This window comes from Tunturibacter empetritectus, from assembly GCF_040358985.1.
Lineage (GTDB): Bacteria > Acidobacteriota > Terriglobia > Terriglobales > Acidobacteriaceae > Edaphobacter > Edaphobacter empetritectus.
The window spans coordinates 2266122-2285622 of sequence record NZ_CP132932.1 but is presented as its reverse complement, the minus strand read 5'-3'; the positions used below and the strand labels follow the sequence as shown (position 1 = coordinate 2285622).

Sequence of the window (19501 nt, the reverse complement as noted above, 5' to 3'; positions counted from 1 at the left end):
TCGAATCGGGGGCCCCACGAACAGGTCTTCGTTCGTGGGGTGGCAAGCGCAGTGGGCCCGTCCGGCAGGACCGGTCTTTCTCAGAAGAAATGAGCCAAGCCACCATCTCCTCCCTATACTGAAACCCAGCAGATGTTCACCCCCGCCAACATCTTCGCTGGCATCTTCACCCTCATCCCCTTTCTCGCTGCAGCCTTCTTCGGCGAAGCCCTCCATCGACGCATCCACCGTCTTCCCACCTCCATCAGACTCGCTCTACCCTCAGCGCTGAGCCTCCCCTATCTCGTCGTAAGCCTCGCTGCATCGAGCTTTCATTGGTACTGGTTCGCCCTCTACGCCCTCCTCCCAATCGCCGTCACGCTCCTCCTGCATCAAGCCCAACAGGTCGACCCAGACCAAACTGGCACATGGCGAGACTACTTCGTCCTCATCACTCTCGGCCTTGCCGTCGACCTGCGCTGGTTCGAGCCCGCATGGCCACCCCATCTCGCCGTCTTCAACAAGATGATCCTGCTCAACGCCGGCATCTACGGCTTCCTATTTATTCGGGAATTAAGCGGCATCGGCTTCGACCTGCGCATCCGCTTACGCGACTTCGCGATCGGCCTGCGCGAATGGGCCTTGTTCACCCCCATCGCCATCGCACTAGGTCTAAGCCTCAGCTTTCTCCACTTCCACCCACATTGGCCGCGCCTCTCCCAACTCGCCGGAACCTACCTCTTCACCTTTCTCTTCATCGCAGTCCCGGAAGAGCTCTTCTTTCGCGGTTGGCTGCAAAATCTACTCGAACGCCGCCTGGGCCGCACGCAAGCTCTGCTCCTCACCAGCGCACTCTTCGGCCTCTCCCACTTCAACAAGCGCGCTCTGCACTTCAACTGGCGCTACGTTCTGCTCGCCGCCATCGCCGGCATCTTCTACGGCCGCGCCTGGCGTCAGGACCGCCGCGTCGGAGCTTCAGCCCTCACCCACACCACCGTCGACACCCTATGGTCCATCTGGTTCAGATGATGCCGCACATGCGGCCGATACCGCAGATAACCCAGCCCCACCCGCATATTGTGCTGCACCGACGCCGGCAAAGTCACCGCAACGCAGATCCCGAGAATCGCATGCGCCATCCCCAGCGTAAACAGGTTGCGATACCGCAAAAAGATCAGGCAAGCCACGACACCCCACACCAGCGTCATCACCGTCAACACCGGATTCGGCAGATGCGCCAGCGCAAAGAGCCCCGCCGCCCCAATCACCGCAACCCGACGATCATTGGTCAGCTTCAACAACCGCCGCATCACAAAATCGTTCAACAGAAACTGCTGAAAGAATGACCAGACCGTATAGCCCCAAAAACCCTGCACCAACCGCAGCACGCTATGCGGCCCATGCAGCGTCTGCTCCTGCAACGCAAAGACCACCGCTCCTGCCGCAAGACAAAGAGCAATCCCCACCACCCACATCGAACGGGAGAATCCAGCGACCCGCACTCCCATCGCATCCCAACCGCTAAAGGAGCTCCACGTTGCGTACCCGATCCACCCCAGTGTCACGAAATAAAGTACGGTCCGCAGCGGCGCCGGAGTCCAGATCACAATCAGGATCAGCCCATACCCCACGACTAAATCAAGCAGCGTCCGCCGTCTCCACCCCACAGCCCCCGGCCGCTCTGGCCCGGAGAAGTCCAACGCACTGGCTGCACTCGCACTCATAACATCCGATCCGAAAAATTCATCGAATCTTTATATTAGCGCGCGCAAACCTTTCTTTGTAGATACAGAAGCACAAACTTCCCCGACCAACGGGAGGACCAAGCCGCTTACCAACCCAGACAAGGTATACAAGTCACGAAGTGACCGCGTATCGGGGTCCCCGCAAACAGGTCTTCGTTTGCGGGGTGACGGAGCGCAGCGGCCCGTTCGGCAGGACGTCTCTGCACCTTTCAGCCTTTACTCCTCCCCATCATCATGAACCGGCTGCTTCGAAGCCGCCAGAATCTTCTGCGCCAGCAACGCCGGAACCACCTCATAGTGGTCCATCTCCATCCGAAAACTCCCCCGCCCCTGCGTAATTGAGGTTAGCGTCGTCCCATAGCTCAACATCTCCGCCAGCGGAACCTCAGCCCGCACCGTCGTCCCTGCGCCGCCGCTCTCCATCCCCTGCACGCGTCCGCGACGCCCATTCAGATCGCCAAGCAACGCCCCGGCAAAATCCTCCGGTGCCTCAATCTCCACTCGCATCACCGGCTCCAGCAGTACCGGCTTCGCCTGCTCCATGCACTTGCGAAACGCCAGCCGAGCCGCCATCTTGAACGACATCTCGCTCGAGTCCACATCGTGGTAGCTGCCATCAAACACCGTCACCTTCAGATCCACCACCGGATACCCCGCCAGAAATCCACGCGCAGCCGACTCCCGAACCCCCTTCTCCACCGCCGGAACATACTGCCGCGGAATCGCCCCGCCAAAGATCTCATTCCCAAACACCACGCCACTCCCCCGCGGCATCGCCTCCATGCGAACCTTGCAGTCTCCATACTGCCCATGTCCGCCGGTCTGTTTCTTATACCGACCCTGCGCCTCCGCCCGCCCCAGCACCGTCTCCCGGTACGGTATCTTCGGAGCCTTCAGCATCACATCCGTGTGGTACCGCCGCTTTAGCTTCGAAACCACCGCCTCAATATGCTGCTGTCCCGCCCCGGCCACCAGAAACTCATTCGTCTGCGGATCGCGGAAGAACTTCACCATCGGATCTTCTTCCATCACCTTATGCAGCGCAGGCCCAAGCTTGTCCTCATCCGCGCGAGACTTCGGCTCAATCGCATAGGTCATCGCCGGCTCCGGCATCGGCACCGGCTCTAGATAAACCTCATGAGCCTTGTCGCCCAGCGTATCTCCCGTCAAAGTCACGCGAAGCTTCGCCACCGCCCCAATATCTCCCGCATGCAGCTCCGAGACCTCAACCGCCTTCCGCCCCTGCATGATCGAAAGATGCGCCAGCCTCTCCGGCTCATGCCGCGTAAAGTTCTGCACTGTCTTGTCCGTCGTCATCATTCCGCTGACAACCTTGAAGAACGAGATCCTTCCCGCAAACGGATCGGTCATCGTCTTGTACACATAGAGCGCAAGCGGCTCTTTATCGTCCACCCTGCGCATCACAATCTCGTCCTGATCCCCCGTGCCGCTCCCATTCACGCCGTTCGAAACCGAGTGCAGAATCCCGCGCGTTGCCACCGGCTCCCTCTCCGTCGGCGCCGGCGCATACACCTTCAGAAAATCCAGAAGATGGTCCGTCCCAACATTCCGCAACCCGCTCACATACAGCACAGGAAAGATTCTGTCCTCGCGAATCGCCTCATGCAGCGCAACGATCAGATGCTGCTCCGGAATCGTTCCTTCGCGAAAGAACTCCTCCATCAACTCGTCCTTCCCCTCGGCGACAAGCTCCACCAGAGCCTCATGCGCAGCCTTCGCATCCGCCTTCAACACCTCCGGAATCACGCCAACTTCGCCCCGCCCATCTCCATCCGGCTTATACAGATAAGCCTTCATCGTCACCAGATCCACCACCCCATGAAACCCATGCTGATCCACAATCGGCAGCTGAACCGGCACCACCTGCCGCCCCCACTTCTCCTGCAACTGCTCGATCATCCGCTGCCGACCCATCCTGCTATCGGCCTTCGGATGATCCACCTGGTTAATCGCGATCACACGCGGCAGCGTCACCTCCGCAGCATACTTCCACACGCGGTCAGAGACCGCCTCCGCCCCGCACTGTGCGTTCACCACCACCAGAGCCACCTCCACCGGCAGCATCGCCGCGCGCGTCTCATGCACAAACATATGAAATCCAGGCGTATCAATCAGATTGATTTTGATACCGCTCCACTCTGCAAACGCCACCGCGTTCGACATCGTCGTCCGCCGCGCCACCTCTTCTTCGTCATACGCCGTCACCGCCGACCCATCCTCTATCCGGCCACGGGTCGCCGTCATCTTCGCCGCATGCAGCATCGCGCTGATCAAGGTCGTCTTGCCACTATGCGCGTGGCCCACCACGGCCACATTACGAATGTCGTTTCCCAGATAGACCTTCATGTCAGACTCTCCTTCAAATCAGAGCTGATAAATCTCCATCGGTTACAAATAAACATCACGGAATGGGTTATCGATCCGAACAGTCTCCGACAAACATCGACCACGGAAAGTGGACCTCGAGTTCAGCCCCTTCAGCGACCGCTATCTCGAGGAGCAGGGATGCTATCACAAACAGGCTTTCTGCTTCCCCCCCATTTGAGCCGAAAGCGGCCAGCCAGCGCATCTCTGAGAATCTATCCAGAAACTGTCTTTACGGACGGACGCCTTGCGCGGGCAGCGGTCACTTCGTGACTTGTATACCCCTTCGGTTGGCGCTCCCGTTGGTCGCGAGAGAAGATGATTCCGACCAACGGGAAGACCATGCGAAGCTCCAAAAAGGCGTGCGAACGCCCGCGCCACGCGTAGTGGGCCCGTCCGGCAGGACAGTTTCTGAAATAAAAAGTTAGCCTCGCACCGCTATCTCTTCCCCGCCGAAGGAGGGCAGGTCGACTCCCGCACCACCAGCTCCGGATCGACCACAATCTCCTGCGCGTGATTCCCGCCAGCCGCCGCCCCAATCTGCAGCAGCACCGTCTGGGCCGCCAGCATTCCCATCGTCCGCAACGGCTGCCGCACCGTCGTCAGCGCAGGATTCTGAAACGCCGCCGACTGCACATCGTCAAACCCCACCACCGAAACATCCTGCGGCACCCGCAGCCCGGCCTCCCGCAGCGCCTTGATCGCCCCAATCGCCGACACATCATTGAACGCAAACAACGCCGTAAAGCTCTCCCCACACGCCAGCAGCTTCTGCGTTGCCAGATAACCTGGCTCATGCGTCGGCTGCTCACCCTCCAGCTGCGCCACCAAAGTCGGAAGAATCCTCAACCCTCTCTTCTCCATCACATGCCGAATTCCCCTCCACCGCGACTCCGTATCCGAGCTGAACCTCTGCCCCTTAATAAACGCCAGCCGTCGATGCCCCAGCCCGCTCAGGTGATCGATCGCAAGCTCCGCCGCCAACCGATGGTTCAGCACAATGTTGGTCACACCCTTTGGCTCGTGATGCCCCGACACCGTCACCGTCGGAATCGCCCACCGGTCCCGCAGCAGCGTGTCCACCGCGATCACCCCCTCCACCGCCCGGTCCCGAAACAGCTGCTCGCTCCTCTGAATCATCTCCTCGCGATGATGATGGCTTATCAAAAAATAAAAATAATCCGCCTGCATCAGCTCCTGTTCGATCCCGCTCAGCACCAGGGTCGCGTACCCCTCACTCACCTCCGGTACAAGCACTCCAACCGTTTGACTTCGCCGGTTGCGCAGCGACCGTGCAAACAGATTCGGCCGGTAGTTCAGCTCCTCGGCCGCCTTGACGATCCGGTCCTGCGTCGCCTTCGGAATCGATCGCGCAGCAGGAGCCCCGCTCAGCACCCGCGAGATAGCCGCCATCGACAATCCAAGGTGACCGGACAACACCTTCAGGCTCGCCGGTTTATGCTCTTTCGTCTTCAACTCTGGCGCAGCAGATTTTTTTGTGCGTCCACGCATTCATGCAGTCTGTCACAACTACGACCCTTTGTGACTCTCTTATGAGCTCCGACATACTCCCCAACGGAATCTCGACCATCGCGCCGGCATCGCCCCACGCCGCCGCGGCATCAAACCCCAGAGACCGTACGCTCCAGGAACGACCTCGGAACCGGTCGTCTTCTACAACCTCCGCGTTACTTTTGCACGATTCACATAGTCACACACGTCTGCACTCCCGGCAGGAACGTACCATAGACAGAATGAGCTTCAACATCCCGACTCCGCCTAAGATCACGCGACGCAGCGCGACCAAACTCCTCGGCGGAGCCATCCTGTCCAGCTTTGCGGCAGCCCCGCTCGAAGCCCAGCAGGCCGCCGCCCCGGCAACACCCGCATACAGTCGCCTGCTCACCGACGAAGACCTCGCCTTCCTCGAAGAGATGGAGCGCGCCGGCTGCCTCTACTTCACCGAACAAGCCGACCCAGCCACAGGACAGATCCTCGACCGCGCCACCAACAAGACCGCAACCGGAGAGTTCGACACTCACTTTGCCTCAAGCATCGCAGCCACCGGCTTCGGTCTCACCGCTCTCTGCATCTCCGACAGGCGCGGCTATCAAGACACCGCTCGCATCAAAAAACAGGTCCTCACCACGCTTGACTTTCACCTCAACAAGATGCCGCACGAGCACGGCTTCTTCTCTCACTTCAGCGACGTCAAAACCGGCCGCCCCCTCATCAACGTCGAAGTGTCCTCCATGGACACCGCCATCTTCCTCTGCGGCGTCCTCACCGCCCGCGCCTACTTCAACGATCACGAAATCACTGCCCTCGCCACCCAGCTCTACAACCGCGTCGACTGGCCCTGGATGCTCAACGGCGGCAAGACCTTCTCCATGGGCTGGCATCCCGAGACCGGCTTCATCTCCACCCGCTGGGACCACTACTCCGAGCTCATGATGATCTACCTCCTCGCCATCGGTTCGCCCACCCACCCCATCTCCGCCGACTCCTGGAGCGCCTTCACCCGCCCTCCTATGACCTTCGGCCCCTACTCCTACATCAGCGGACGCGATCCTCTCTTCATCCATCAGTTCTCCCACGCCTGGTTCGACTTCGCCGGCAAACGCGACGCCTTCGCCAACTACTTCTCCAACTCCATCACCGCCACCCGCGCCCACAAAGCCTTCTGCCTCGGCCTCAAACGCGGCTACACCGACGACTACTGGGGCGTCTCCGCCTCCGACTGGGAGCACGGCTACGCCGCCTGGGGTGGACCTCCCCTCATGGGTCCCGTCGATGGATCCGTCGTCCCCTGCGCCGCCGCCGGTTCGCTGCCCTTCCTCCCCCACGACTGCATCCGCGTCCTCCGCGCCCTCAAAGACAACTTCGGCAAAGACGCCTGGGGCCGCTACGGCTTCTGCGACGCCTTCCACCCCGATCTCCACTGGTACGATCCCGATGTCCTCGGCATCGACCTCGGCATCAGCGTCCTCATGGCAGAAAATCTTCGCAGCGCCTTCGTCTGGGACATCTTCATGCAGAACCCCGAACCCGTCGCCGCCATGAAGGCCTGCGGCTTCCACGCCGCCCGCCAGACCACCAACCCCTCCGAGCCAAAACCCACCGCCATCCCCAGCTCCGACCAGCCCGTGGCTCCAAGCACCAATCGCCCCCACGCATAGTCTCGCGAAGCGAGTAGACCAGCCAGCCCGAGAGCATCCTCATCCGACCAAAGGGAGGACCAACGAGGCTCATCCCACCCAGAAAAGGTATACAAGTCACGAAGTGACCGCCCCACGCGAAGTGGGCCCGTCCGGCAGGACGAGCACTTACCCCAGCAACTCCAGCAACCCCGCCTCATCCAGCACCTTCACCCCCAGCGAGTTCGCCTTATCCAGCTTCGAACCCGCCTCCTCCCCCGCCACCACATAGCTCGTCTTCTTACTCACGCTCCCCGACACCCGCCCCCCCGCCGATTCGATCCTCTCCTTCGCCGACTCCCGCGTCAGATTCGGCAGCGTCCCCGTCAACACAAACGTCAGCCCCTCCAGCGTAGAGGTCGTCACCCGCTTCTCCGCCGTCATCTCCAGCCCCAGCCCCGCAAGATCCTTCACCAGATCCTTGTTCTTCTCCACCGCGAAGAACTCCGCGATCGCCTGCGCCACCTTCGGTCCCACCTCATTCACCGCTTCTAACGCCGCGCTCGCCTTCTCCGCCTCCTGACTCGCCGCCATCATCAACTCATCCATCGAGCCGAAGTGCTCCGCCAGCAGTTGCGCCGTCCGCTCACCCACAAACCGAATCCCCAGCCCCAGCAGCACGCGCGCCAGCCCCGCCTTCTTCGACCGTTTAATCTCTTCCAGCAGCGCATCCGCCGTCTTCTCGCCCACTCGCTCCAGCCCCAGCAGATCCTCGCGCTTCAGCCGATACAAGTCACCAATCGTATGGATCAGCGGCTTACGCACCACGACCGGCGCACCCGCCTCCGTCACCACCTCTCCATCGCCACCCAGCTCCGCACTCTGGCCAAGCAGCTGCGCCACCATCGCATCACCCAGCCCCTCAATGTTCATCACCCCACGCGCCGACCAATGCAGCAACTCCTCCCGAACCCGCGCCGGACAAGAGTTATTGACGCATCGCCAATCAACCTCGCCCTCGATTCGCTGCAGTTCGCTCGCGCAAACCGGGCAGCTCCTCGGAAACACAATCTCCTCCGCCCCTCGCGGATGCGCTTTATCCTCCACCACCTCTACGATCTTCGGAATCACATCCCCGCCCCGCTCCACCTGCACAAAATCCCCAATGCGAACCCCCAGCCGTGCAATCTCATCCGCATTGTGCAGCGTAGCCCGCGACACCGTCGTCCCCCCAATCAACACAGGAGCAAGCGCCGCCACCGGAGTCACCTTCCCCGTCCGCCCCACCTGAAACAACACACCTTCCAGCTTCGTAATCCCCGCCCGCGCCGCAAACTTATACGCAATCGCCCACCGCGGAGCCTTCCCCGTAAACCCCAGCCGCCTCTGCTGCGCCGTCGCATCCACCTTGATCACAACGCCATCAATCTCATACCCCAGCGAATCGCGCAGCGGCTCCGCATCCTCAATAAACCTCGCCACCTCATCGATACTCTTCAGCGCCTTCGCATACTTGTTCACGCGAAAACCCGACGTCTTCAAAGCCTCCAGCGCAGTCGACTGCTGCGGCAACAGAAACTCCCCATCCTTTAACAAAAAATAAGCATAAAAATCAAGCCGCCTCTGCGCCACGATATTTGGCTCCAGCGTCCGTATCGTCCCCGCCGCAGCATTCCGCGGATTCGCCGCGGGAGCCTGCCCCGCCGCCACACGCTCTTCGTTCAGCTTCACGAACGCCGCCTGCGGCAACACCACCTCGCCCCGCACCTCGAAGCTCTGCGGCAAACCCGCCGCCTTCAACTTCGCCGCCGAAATGCTCAACGGCACCGACCGGATCGTCCGCACATTGCTCGTAACATCCTCGCCGATCGACCCATCCCCACGCGTCAGCCCCCGCAACAGATGCGCAGCCCCGCCCCTGTCAGATCCCGGCCCAGATTCAGGCCCAGATCCAGCCCCATACTGCAGCGCCAGCGACAGACCATCCAGCTTCAACTCGCACACATACCGCACCGCCTCCGTACTCGGCAGCGCATCCCGCACCCGCTGATCCCACGCCCGCAGCTCCTCCTCGTTGTACGCGTTATCCAGCGACAGCATCGGCCGCGAGTGCGGCATCTTCGCAAAACCTTCCTTCGGCTTTCCGCCCACGCGCTGCGAAGGCGAGTCCGCCGTCACCAGCTCCGGATGCTGGGTCTCGAGCTTCTTCAGCCGGTTCATCAGCGCGTCATACTGCGCATCTGTCAGCTCCGGCGCATCTTCGACGTAGTACAGATACTCATGATGACGAAGCTGATCCCGCAGCTCCTCTATCTCTTGATCCGGTGTCAACGCAGTCGCCATAAGCGAAATTATAAAAGCTGATGTCCTGCCGGACGGGCTCCCTGCGCGGGAGGCGGTCACTTCGTGACGCGTGTACCGGTCTCGGCAGGATTGGCAGCCTAGGTCCTCGCGATGCTCGGAAGAAATATCGTTCGCGACCAACGGGAGCGCCAACCGAAGCGGTATACACCCCACGAAGTGGGCGCCCTCCGCGTAGGAGGCCCGTCCGGCAGGACACAATCTGCATCTCACACTTATGCCCTACCGCCTCCGCCGCTACCCGCCCGCTCCTCCCACCAATCAGGACGCGCAAAAAAACCTCGAGCGCCCCAGCGCCCAGGACATCTACGACCAGGTCGCCAACAACGCCCGGCAAGAACTCGGCCGCTCCAGCATCTCTCTCGCCATCTCCGGACTCGCCGGCGGGATCTTCATGGGCCTCTCCGCCCTCGGCAACGCCATCGCCATCGCCCTGCTCACCACCCCCGGCACCGTCCCCACCCACACCATCTTCTTCGTCGGAAAGATGTTCTACCCCCTCGGCTTCATCGTCGTCATCCTCGGCCGCTCCCAGCTCTTCACCGAAAACACCCTCTACCCCGTAGCTCTCGTCCTCGCCGAAAAGAAGCACTTCTGGAAGACCCTCCGCCTCTGGGCCACCGTCCTTCCCGCGAACGTTCTCGGCGCTCTCACCTTCGCCGCCCTCGCCGCCCTCACCAACGCCGTCAATCCAAGCGTCGTGCAAGCCCTCGCCGCCCTCGGCCTCGAAGCCATCCACAACCCCGCCGCCACCATCTTCTGGAGCGGCGTCATGGGCGGCTGGATCATCGCCACCGTCGCATGGCTCGTCTCCGGGTCGCACTCCATCACCGGCTCCGTCATGATCATCTGGATGTTGACCTTCGTCGTCGGCCTCGGCAACTTCGCCCACTGCATCGCCACCAGTGGCGAGATCCTCGCCGCCGTCCTCATCGGCAAAGCCGCCTGGACCAGCTATCTCACCTGGCTCCTCCCCGCCGTTGCCGGCAACATCTGTGGCGGCGTCGGCATGGTCACCCTCCTCGAATACGGCCAGGTCATCTACGGCGGCGACGCCGAAGCCGAAGCCATCGCTCCCCACCCGAAGGAAGATCCGAAACAGGAAGACTCCACCAAAGCCTGACTGTCATTCCCTAAAAAAATCCTCAAAACATTCCTCAACCGATTCCAGCCCCCGCGCGAGTCGTTCTCCTCCTCCACTCATCCAAATCCATAATCAAGAAGGAGTCCGAACATGCCCGACACCGCGAAAACCGTAAAGATCGTCCGCTTCCACAAGATCGGCGGCCCCGAAGTCCTCCAGTTCGATGAACTCCCCCTCCCCGAACCAGGCAAAGGCGAGGTCCGTCTCCGCGTCAAAGCCATCGGCCTCAACCGCGCCGAGAGCATGTTCCTCCACAACCGCTACCTCGAATCGCCCGTTCTCCCCTCCACCAACGGCTACGAGGCCTCCGGCATCGTCGAAGCCGTAGGCCATGGCGTGGACACCAGTTGGATCGGCAAGACCGCAAGCACCACCCCAGCCTTCTCGCTCAATCAATACGGCGTCTACGGCGAAGTCGCCATCGTCCCCATCCACGCCGTCGCCGAGTACCCCGCCAAGCTCTCCTTCGAAGAAGGCACCAGCATCTGGATGCAGTACATCACCGCCTACGGCGCACTCATCTACTACGGCCATCTCACTAAGGGCGACTACGTCATCATCACCGCCGCCAGCAGCAGTGTAGGCATCGCCGCCATCGAGATCACAAAAGCCGAAGGCGCCATCAGCATCGCCACCACGCGCACCACCGCCAAAAAAGCCGAGCTCTTAGCACTCGGCGCCGATCACGTCATCGTTACCGAAGAAGAAGACCTCGTCGCCCGCGTCAACCAGATCACTGCCAACCAGGGCGCGCGCCTCGTCTTCGACCCCATCGGGGGCAAAGGCATCGAAGCCCTCGCCCACGCCACCGCTGTTCTTGGCACCATCTTCGAGTACGGCGCGCTGGCGATGGAGCCAACCCCCTACCCGCTCTTTACCGCACTCTCCAAGCGTCTCATCATCCAGGGCTATACCCTGCGCGACATCCTCGCCGACCCCATCAAATCTCAGGATGCGAAGAAGTACGTCTTCGACAACATAGTCGCCGGCAAATTCAAGCCCCGCATCGACAGAACCTTCCCCTTCGCCCAGATCGTCGAAGCCCATCGCTACATGGAATCAAACGCGCAGATAGGAAAGATCGTAGTAACGCTCTAAGGAACCTCTGATTAAGTTGTTATTTGGGAAGATCGGTAAGAATAGCTTTTGCTTCTGGGTAGGCCAAGGCTTTAGCCTTGGCAATCAAACCCGCCAAAGACGAGGGCTTTAGCCCCTGGGGTCTGCTTTCGTAGCATCCATCGTCTGCAAGTGATTCTTATAAAGATTAACTGTCATCCTTCGACTACGCCTCTCGCAGTTTCATCGCGGAAGGACAAGTCGAAGGATCTGCTGCTGCTCAAACCGCCAACCCTCTCGTTTCAACTGGCTACGGCGCCTTATCCTCACCGATGTTCAGCATCGCATCCACATTATTCTTGTCGATCAGCGCAACCCCGGTATCGATAAACATAGCAACCGGCGAAAACGAATCCAGCGAGTAGTCCTGCGCCAACGGCTTCAGCGGATAGTGATGAATATCGTCCAGCGCCTTCAGCCCCACCATCGCCATCGTAAAAGGCTTCTGCGAGATGGTCGAATCGATCGTCCCATCCTTTACCCCTTGCAGCACTGTCTGATCCGTATCCATCGCGACCAGCACACGATCCTTCACATTCGCCCGTCGAAACGCCTCCGCCACATCCCTGCCTGAAGCCGCCTCCACGCAAACAATCGCATCAATCCTGTTCGCACCCGTTCGCGACAGATAATCCCGCGTCTGATCCATCGCCAGACCCGAGTCGCCCTTCATATCGAACACATCAACCACCTTGATCCCCGGATAGTGCGACAGCGCGTCTTTATACCCCTTCAACCGCTCATCGATGTTCGGCTGTCCCGGAATCGAAAAGAACGCCACATTCCCCTTGCCATTCAGCTTAGCCGCAACCCGCTGTCCACCCAGTCGCCCCGCCTGCAGATTATTCGTCCCAATAAAATACGGCCGCCCGCTCGCCGGAGCATCGGAGTCCATCGTAATCACCGGAATCCCCGCTGCCAGCGCAGCATTAATCTCCGGCGTCATCAACTGCGCATTCGCCACCGACACCAGGATCCCCGCAGGCTTGCGCGCCACCACCGTGCGAAACTCCGTCACCTCGCCCTGCGGATCGAACGTAGTGGTCCCGCGCATCTCCGACGACACCCCATACTCAGCCGCCGCCTTCTGGAACCCTGCATTAGCCGCCTTCCAGTAGGGCAGGTTGATGTTGGTAGCAATCAGGTAATAGTGCTCGTCTTTGCTGTGTCGGGTGCATCCCGCCAGCACTGGAAGAAACATAGCCAAAAGCAGGAAAAGAGATCGCCTCATAAAAGAGTTCATCGTCATCCTCTGGCAAAACTTCTGTCCGAACCGAAGATCATCGAAATCGGTACCGGTACAGGTCACTTCCTGACAAGTTCTTGGGGAGAGGAGCCCGACACTACTCAAAATCTTGAACAACTGTTCCATCCGCAGAGCGGCCAGACCTACTGATTCGCCTCCCTCTGCTTCTTCATCACCGCGCTCAGATTCGTCTTATCCACCAGGGCAACCCCCGTATTCACGAAAGCCGGAAACGGAGAGTAAGGATCCAGCCCAAAGTCGCCGTCCAGCGGCTTCACTGGATAGTGATGGATATCGTCCAGCGCCTTCAATCCCAGAAACGCCATCGTGTACGGCTTCTGCGAGATCGTCGAATCAATCGTCCCATCGCCCACCAGCTTCAGCGTGTCCGAGTCCACATCCATCGCAATCAGCAGGCGGTCCGTAGCATTCCGCCGCTTGAAAGCCTCCGCCACATTCGCACCCGACCGCGAATCCAGACAAATGAAAGCATCGACCCTCGCTGGCGCCTTCCGCTCAAGGTACTCTCCCGCCTTATCCAGCGCCGTACCCGGATCCGCCTTGATATCGAACGTCTCCACAACCTTGATTCCCGGATATCCCGCGAAGATATCCATATAGCCCTTCAACCGCTCATCCAGATTCGGCTGCCCGGGATTGGTAAAGAACACGACATTCCCCTTGCCATTCAGCACCGCGGCAACGCGTCGTCCGCCCAGCCGTCCAGCCTCCAGATTATTCGTCCCGATAAAGTACAACCGCTTGCTCTCAGGCGAATCCGAGTCAATCGTAATCACCGGAATACCCGCCGCAATCGCCGCATCAATCTCCGGCGCCATCAACTGCGAGTTCGCTACCGACACCAGAATGCCCGCAGGCTTCCTCGCTACCATCGCCTTGAACTCCTCCACCTCGGCCTGCGCGTTCAACCCCGCCGGCCCGCGCGTATCGACTGAAACGCCATACTGCGCGCCCGCGGCTGCAAATCCCGTTGCGGCCGCCTTCCAATAAGGAACCGCTGTATTTGTAGCGATCAGATAGTACTGCTCACTCTTGCTGTGACGGGTGCATCCCGCAATCAGTGGAAGCACCACCGCTAAAAGCGCAAAAAGATACCGCTTCCTCAAAGTATTCATGTCCATCCTCCGGCAGTATCTCTGTCCGAAGCCGAAAAACTTGTCGAAATCGGGCAGCAGCGCAGGCTCTATTTCCCTGCGGGTGCCAGATACTACTCCAAATCACTCGGCGGAGTAAACCCGTGCAGACTCCGCCTGATAACTCCACTTGATAAACTCAATCCAGCATGGTCCTACCCTTCGTCCGCGAGCTCCTCGCAGACCTGGAGCACTCTGAAGCTTTTGAGCGTGTACGCCGCCACCTCAGCGGAGGCACGGGGCGCAGACGTGTCTCCGGACTCACCTTCACCGCCCGCGCTCTCTACCTGCCCTTCTTCGTCCGCGCCGCTCAGGCCCCCTGCGTCATCATCGTCGCCGACAACAAGGCCGCCGAAGCCCTCCAGGCCGCCGTCATCAGCGCCTGCGAACTAACCGGTGCCCTCGCGCCCGAATCCGTCCTCCGTCTTCCCGCACATGACGTCCTCCCCTTCGAAAACCTCTCCCCCCACCCCGAAATTCAAGAGACCCGCGCCGCCACCCTCTGGAAGATCGCAACCGGCCAGGCCAAACTAGTCATCGCGCCAGTAGAAGCCGCCTGCATGCGTCTCTTCCCCCGCGACTACTACCGCGCCCTCACCCTCCATCTCAAAGTCGGCGAAGAGTACATGCCCGACATGCTCGTCGAGCACCTCCTCTCCGTCGGCTACACCAAAGTAGACGTCGTCGAGATGCCCGGCCAGGTCACCCTCCGCGGCGGCATCCTCGACATCTACTCCCCAGAGATGGACCGCCCCGTCCGCGTCGACTTCTTCGGCGACGAGATCGAATCCATCCGCCGCTTCGACCCCGACACCCAGCGCTCCGCCTCCACCCTCGACAGCGCACTTCTCCTCCCACTCACCGAAACCCCAGTCACCGACAAGCTCCTCACCGCCATCAACGCCCGCCTCACCCGCGCCGGCAAAGCAGGCGCATCCCTCGAAGGCGGCGAGATCCCAGCCGAACTCCAGACTCACCTCCAAACCCCGGGTCTATCCTCTGCGGCTTCATCGCAAAGGGTGGGATCCACAAACTCATACACCGCAGAAGCCACCATCTTCCCCGGCTGGGAGTTCTTCGCCCCCGTAGCTGGAGCCAACCTCACCCTCCTCGACCTCCTCAGCGCCTCCAGCCCCAACGCCCCGCGCGTCTTCCTTGAAGAGCCGGCCATGATCAAAAATCAAGGCGAGCGCTGGTGGAACAAGATCGAGCAGCGCCACGAGCGCTCCGGCATCGGCAACCTCGTCCGCCCCGAAGACATCTACCTCTCCCCCTGGGATCTCGACGACCGCCTCCACAAGTTCTCCGGCATCGAGCTTGACCAACTCGGCGCAGTCGACATCCTCGACGCCGACCGCAGCGACCTCTCCGAAGTCGACTTCGCCACCCGTCCCACCATGCGCTTTCACGGCTCCATTCCAGCCATGATCGACGCCATCAACTCCCTCATCAAACAGGAAGCCCGCATCCTCCTCACCGCCCCGAATCAAGGCGAAGTCGAGCGCCTCGCCGGCCTCCTGCAGGAGTACCAACTCCCCTACCGCCTCGGCTCCCGCAACGAGAGCCCGGGCTCCTCCACCGTCTACACCGAGTCCAGCTACCTCGGCGGCAACACCATCGACCTCCGCACGCCCGTCATCGTCAAAACCCCCATCGCCGCAGGCGTCCAGATCCTTGAACTTCGTGAACGAGCCCTCGACAAAGGCACCGCCCATGGCCAGATCGTCATCTTCGGCGCGCAAGACCTCACCGACGACGCCGACGTAACCGCCCGCCCGGTCCGCCGCGGCAAATCCAAAGCCGCCGCCTTCATCTCCGACTTCCGCGACCTAGCCGTAGGAGACTACGTAGTCCACGTCGAGCACGGCATCGCCCAATACTGTGGCCTCCGCGTCATTGAAGAGAACGACCAGCCTCCACTCGAACTCATGATCCTCGAGTTCGCAGACGAAGCAAAACTCTACGTCCCCCTCACGCGCCTCGACCTCATCCAGAAGTACCGCTCCAGCGAAACCGGCCCGCCGCCCGAATTAAACAAACTAGGCACACAAGCCTGGCAGAAGACCAAAGCCCGCGTAAAAAAGGCGATGGCCGACATGACCGCCGAGCTACTCAAGCTCTATGCGCAGCGTCAGGCCGCCGTCGGCACACCCTTCTCCCCCGACACCAACATGCAGCACGAGTTCGAAGATGCCTTCGACTTCAACGAAACCGACGATCAGCTCACCGCCATCGCCGACATCAAGGCCGACATGGAGTCAACTCGCCCCATGGACCGACTCCTCTGCGGCGACGTCGGCTACGGCAAAACTGAAGTCGCCATGCGAGCCGCCTTCAAAGCCGTGCAGGACTCCAAACAAGTAGCAGTCCTCACGCCCACAACCGTGCTCAGCTTCCAGCACTTCGAGTCCTTCAAAAAACGCTTCGCCAACTTCCCCGTCAACATCGAGATGATCTCCCGCTTCCGTACCGCCAAAGAAAAAAAGATCATCCTCGAAAAAGCCGAAACCGGCAAGATCGACATCCTCATCGGCACCCACGCCATCCTCTCCAAAGACCTGAAGTTCCAGGACCTCGGCCTCCTCGTCGTCGATGAAGAGCAACGCTTCGGAGTCCGCCACAAAGAGCGCCTCAAGCAGATGCGCGCCGCGATCGACGTGCTCTCCATGTCCGCCACGCCCATCCCGCGCACCCTGCATATGTCACTGATTGGGTTACGTGATATGTCCGTCATCGAGACCCCACCCAAAGACCGCATGGCCATCCAGACCATCGTCGCCAAGTTCGACGAAAAACTCATCCGTACCGCAGTCGAGATGGAGCTCGAGCGCGGCGGCCAGGTCTACTTCGTCCACAACCGCGTAGAAACCATCTACGAACTAGCATCCAAGATCCGCGAACTGGTCCCGCAAGCCCGCATCGTCATCGGCCACGGCCAGCTTCCCGAAGCCGAGCTCGAGCGCGTCATGCTCGCCTTCATGAACCACGAGTACGACGTCCTCGTCGCCACCAGCATCATCGAAAACGGCCTCGACATCCCCCTCGCCAACACCATCATCATCAACCGCGCCGACCGCCACGGACTCAGCGAGCTCTATCAACTCCGCGGCCGCGTTGGCCGAAGCAACCGCCGCGCCTACAGCTATCTCCTCATCCCACCCGAAACCGAACTCACCGAAGTAGCCCGCCGCCGCCTCGCCGCGTTAAAAGAATTCTCCGACCTGGGCGCAGGCTTCAAAATAGCCGCCCTCGACCTCGAACTCCGCGGCGCAGGCAACATGCTCGGCGGCGAACAGTCAGGCCACATCGAAGCCATCGGCTTCGAGATGTACACCACCATGCTCGAGGAAGCCGTCCGCAAGATGAAGGGCGAAGAAGAAAAACCCGCCCACGCCAACACCGTCATCAACCTCGGCATCTCTGTCCGCATCGACTCCGACTACATCCCCGAAGAGAACCAGCGCCTCCGCATGTACAAGCGCATCGCCGGCGCACAAACGCAAGCCGACCTCGCCGACGTCCGCGCCGAACTACAAGACCGCTACGGCACACCACCAGAAACAGTCTTGAATCTCCTCGCCGCAGGCGAAATCCGCCTCCAGTGCGAGCAACTCGGCATCTCCCAGCTCGACCGCAAGCGCACGCAAGTCGAACTTCCCAACCCCAACGGCAACAAGAAAGCCCCCATCAAAACCTTCGTCGAAATGCTCCACGTAAAGTTCGCTGCCGTCAACGCCGACCCCTCCCACTTCACCAACGGCAGCAACAAAACCGTAGACCCGGCCACGCTGATGAAGCTGGTAAGCCGCAACACCAAACGCGGAGCCCAATTCACTCCCCAGGGCACCCTGCGCTGGCCCCTCCCCTCCGCAAAATCCGAAGAAGTCCTCTCCGAGACCCGAGCCCTCCTCGACGCCCTCGACACCCCTCATCTCACCTAAAGACCTGAACACAACTCGTCATTCCACGCGACGCTCCGTCATTCTGAACGAAGTGAAGAATCCCCGCATTTGTCTTTGCACTTGTTGTTGCCCGTTTTTGCTGTCATTCTGAGCGCAGCGAAGTATCCCGAAGCACTCAGCGCGCCACAACCGTGCGAACCTTTCAGCCGCAAAGCCACCCCACACCTCATTGACTCACTCACACCAATAGCCGATGATGGCCGCAACATGAAGACCCTTCTCTTGTGCCTGACCCTCGCCCTCACCGTAACTCCTAGAGCCAATCCCCAGGCGAGTAAAGCAGCCGAAGCCACCCAACACGCCACCGGCCCCTTCGACGTAAAGATAGCCCCGCAGCCCGCCGACGAAACAGCAGGCTCGCCCTCTATCACCCGCATGCTCATCGACAAGCACTTCCACGGCGACCTCGAAGCCACCAGCAAAGGCACCATGCTCGCCGCAGGCTCAGGAGCCAAAGGCTCTTCAGGAGGCTATGTCGCCCTCGAGATCGTTACCGGCACCCTCAAAGGCCACACCGGCACCTTCATCCTCCAGCACACCGGCACTATGACGCGCGGCACCCCCACTCTCAGCGTCACCGTGGTCCCCGACTCAGGCACCGGTCAGCTCATCGGCCTCGCCGGCACCATGTCCATCAACATCGTCGACGGCAAACACTCCTACGACTTTGAATACACTCTACCGTAGCGCCCTGAACGCAGCTCCTCCCTGCTCTCCGTAACCTTTTCCTCCACTCGGTGTCCTAATAAGCAGTCACCGAAGCCGTCCTCCTCGTATCGAGACGGGAAAGGGTCTTATGCATCAGCCCATCCAGATCGGTAAACTCACCATCACCTTCCTTCAGAGCCGCCATGAGACCCAGGGTGCCGCGGACGTCTTCGAGCTCCTCATCCCACCTCACGCTCACCTCAACATCCCCCACCTTCACCGCGAATCCGAAGAGACGGTCTTTGCGATGAACGGCATCACGACCTGGATCGTCGACCAGCGCAAAATCACCCTCCATCCCGGACAGCATCTCCGCATTCCGCGCGGCACCGTACACTCCTACCTCAACGATCAGCAGCAAACCGCCCGCATCATCTGCCTGCTCACCCCCGGCCTCCTCGGTCCCGAGTACTTCCACGAGCTCTCCCGCATCCTCAAAGCAGAAGACCCACCCAATCTCGCCGACATCGGCAGCGTCATGGCCCATTACGACGTCATCCCGGCGGGCCTCCCGTCCCCGCCCGTCCAGGATCACGGCCCACTGATCCTTACTCTGCCGTAAAC

General features: G+C 60.6%; 13 protein-coding genes. 7 read left to right on the top strand and 6 right to left on the bottom strand.

All coding sequences use genetic code 11. The annotated features are described in order from the left end of the window. Positions 1–132 precede the first annotated feature (132 nt). Positions 133–1008: a CPBP family intramembrane glutamic endopeptidase gene (locus RBB75_RS09550; protein ID WP_353070290.1), complete on the top strand. Its 876-nt coding sequence runs from the start codon at positions 133–135 to the stop codon at positions 1006–1008. Here RBB75_RS09550 and RBB75_RS09545 read toward each other — a convergent pair. From RBB75_RS09545 to RBB75_RS09535, 3 genes are all read right to left on the bottom strand, one after another. Continuing rightward, entirely contained in the window at positions 933–1703 is a 771-nt protein-coding gene (locus RBB75_RS09545; RefSeq protein WP_179640574.1) for a CPBP family intramembrane glutamic endopeptidase, read from the bottom strand. The two genes, RBB75_RS09550 and RBB75_RS09545, sit on opposite strands and share 76 nt — an antisense overlap. Positions 1704–1940: 237 nt before the next feature. Further along, positions 1941–4091 (bottom strand): elongation factor G, encoded by a 2151-nt coding sequence (gene fusA / locus RBB75_RS09540; protein ID WP_179640573.1) that lies wholly within the window; start codon positions 4089–4091, stop codon positions 1941–1943. Between the two features lie 456 nt (positions 4092–4547). Next, positions 4548–5621: a LacI family DNA-binding transcriptional regulator gene (locus tag RBB75_RS09535; RefSeq protein WP_353070289.1), complete on the bottom strand. Its 1074-nt coding sequence runs from the start codon at positions 5619–5621 to the stop codon at positions 4548–4550. Positions 5622–5863: 242 nt separating this feature from the next. Between RBB75_RS09535 and RBB75_RS09530 the strand changes: the two genes are divergently transcribed. Further along, positions 5864–7288, top strand: a complete 1425-nt coding sequence (locus RBB75_RS09530; RefSeq protein WP_179640571.1) for a glucoamylase family protein — start codon at positions 5864–5866, stop codon at positions 7286–7288. Between the two features lie 147 nt (positions 7289–7435). Here RBB75_RS09530 and ligA read toward each other — a convergent pair whose 3' ends face one another. Continuing rightward, a complete protein-coding gene (ligA, locus tag RBB75_RS09525; RefSeq protein ID WP_179640570.1) occupies positions 7436–9589 on the bottom strand; it encodes an NAD-dependent DNA ligase LigA in 2154 nt (717 codons plus the stop codon). 235 nt (positions 9590–9824) lie between these two features. Here ligA and RBB75_RS09520 point away from each other — a divergent pair, with 235 nt between their 5' ends. Beyond that, positions 9825–10730: a formate/nitrite transporter family protein gene (locus tag RBB75_RS09520; RefSeq protein ID WP_179640569.1), complete on the top strand. Its 906-nt coding sequence runs from the start codon at positions 9825–9827 to the stop codon at positions 10728–10730. Between the two features lie 111 nt (positions 10731–10841). Continuing rightward, positions 10842–11849: a zinc-dependent alcohol dehydrogenase family protein gene (locus RBB75_RS09515; protein ID WP_179640568.1), complete on the top strand. Its 1008-nt coding sequence runs from the start codon at positions 10842–10844 to the stop codon at positions 11847–11849. Between the two features lie 268 nt (positions 11850–12117). Here the strand turns inward: RBB75_RS09515 and RBB75_RS09510 are convergent, their stop codons facing one another. Beyond that, positions 12118–13098: a substrate-binding domain-containing protein gene (locus tag RBB75_RS09510; RefSeq protein WP_179640567.1), complete on the bottom strand. Its 981-nt coding sequence runs from the start codon at positions 13096–13098 to the stop codon at positions 12118–12120. Positions 13099–13256: 158 nt separating this feature from the next. Then, positions 13257–14249, bottom strand: coding sequence for a substrate-binding domain-containing protein (locus RBB75_RS09505; protein ID WP_353070288.1), 993 nt, complete (start codon positions 14247–14249; stop codon positions 13257–13259). 167 nt (positions 14250–14416) lie between these two features. Between RBB75_RS09505 and mfd the strand changes: the two genes are divergently transcribed. From mfd to RBB75_RS09490, 3 genes are all read left to right on the top strand, one after another. Next, positions 14417–18208, top strand: a complete 3792-nt coding sequence (mfd, locus tag RBB75_RS09500) for a transcription-repair coupling factor (RefSeq protein WP_353070287.1) — start codon at positions 14417–14419, stop codon at positions 18206–18208. A 228-nt stretch (positions 18209–18436) separates the two neighbouring features. Next, positions 18437–18916, top strand: a complete 480-nt coding sequence (locus RBB75_RS09495) for a DUF3224 domain-containing protein (protein WP_353070286.1) — start codon at positions 18437–18439, stop codon at positions 18914–18916. A gap of 109 nt (positions 18917–19025) precedes the next feature. Then, complete coding sequence (locus tag RBB75_RS09490; protein ID WP_353070285.1) at positions 19026–19499, top strand: cupin domain-containing protein; 474 nt, start codon at positions 19026–19028, stop codon at positions 19497–19499. Positions 19500–19501 lie beyond the last annotated feature (2 nt).

Excerpts from the sequence above, each read along its gene's own strand:
- RBB75_RS09550 (WP_353070290.1), top strand. The coding sequence starts at position 133 with ATGTTCACCCCCGCCAACATCTTCGCTGGCATCTTCACCCTCATCCCC.
- RBB75_RS09545 (WP_179640574.1), bottom strand. The coding sequence starts at position 1,703 with ATGAGTGCGAGTGCAGCCAGTGCGTTGGACTTCTCCGGGCCAGAGCGG.
- fusA (WP_179640573.1), bottom strand. The coding sequence starts at position 4,091 with ATGAAGGTCTATCTGGGAAACGACATTCGTAATGTGGCCGTGGTGGGC.
- RBB75_RS09535 (WP_353070289.1), bottom strand. The coding sequence starts at position 5,621 with ATGCGTGGACGCACAAAAAAATCTGCTGCGCCAGAGTTGAAGACGAAA.
- RBB75_RS09530 (WP_179640571.1), top strand. The coding sequence starts at position 5,864 with ATGAGCTTCAACATCCCGACTCCGCCTAAGATCACGCGACGCAGCGCG.
- ligA (WP_179640570.1), bottom strand. The coding sequence starts at position 9,589 with ATGGCGACTGCGTTGACACCGGATCAAGAGATAGAGGAGCTGCGGGAT.
- RBB75_RS09520 (WP_179640569.1), top strand. The coding sequence starts at position 9,825 with ATGCCCTACCGCCTCCGCCGCTACCCGCCCGCTCCTCCCACCAATCAG.
- RBB75_RS09515 (WP_179640568.1), top strand. The coding sequence starts at position 10,842 with ATGCCCGACACCGCGAAAACCGTAAAGATCGTCCGCTTCCACAAGATC.
- RBB75_RS09510 (WP_179640567.1), bottom strand. The coding sequence starts at position 13,098 with ATGAGGCGATCTCTTTTCCTGCTTTTGGCTATGTTTCTTCCAGTGCTG.
- RBB75_RS09505 (WP_353070288.1), bottom strand. The coding sequence starts at position 14,249 with ATGAATACTTTGAGGAAGCGGTATCTTTTTGCGCTTTTAGCGGTGGTG.
- mfd (WP_353070287.1), top strand. The coding sequence starts at position 14,417 with ATGGTCCTACCCTTCGTCCGCGAGCTCCTCGCAGACCTGGAGCACTCT.
- RBB75_RS09495 (WP_353070286.1), top strand. The coding sequence starts at position 18,437 with ATGAAGACCCTTCTCTTGTGCCTGACCCTCGCCCTCACCGTAACTCCT.
- RBB75_RS09490 (WP_353070285.1), top strand. The coding sequence starts at position 19,026 with ATGCATCAGCCCATCCAGATCGGTAAACTCACCATCACCTTCCTTCAG.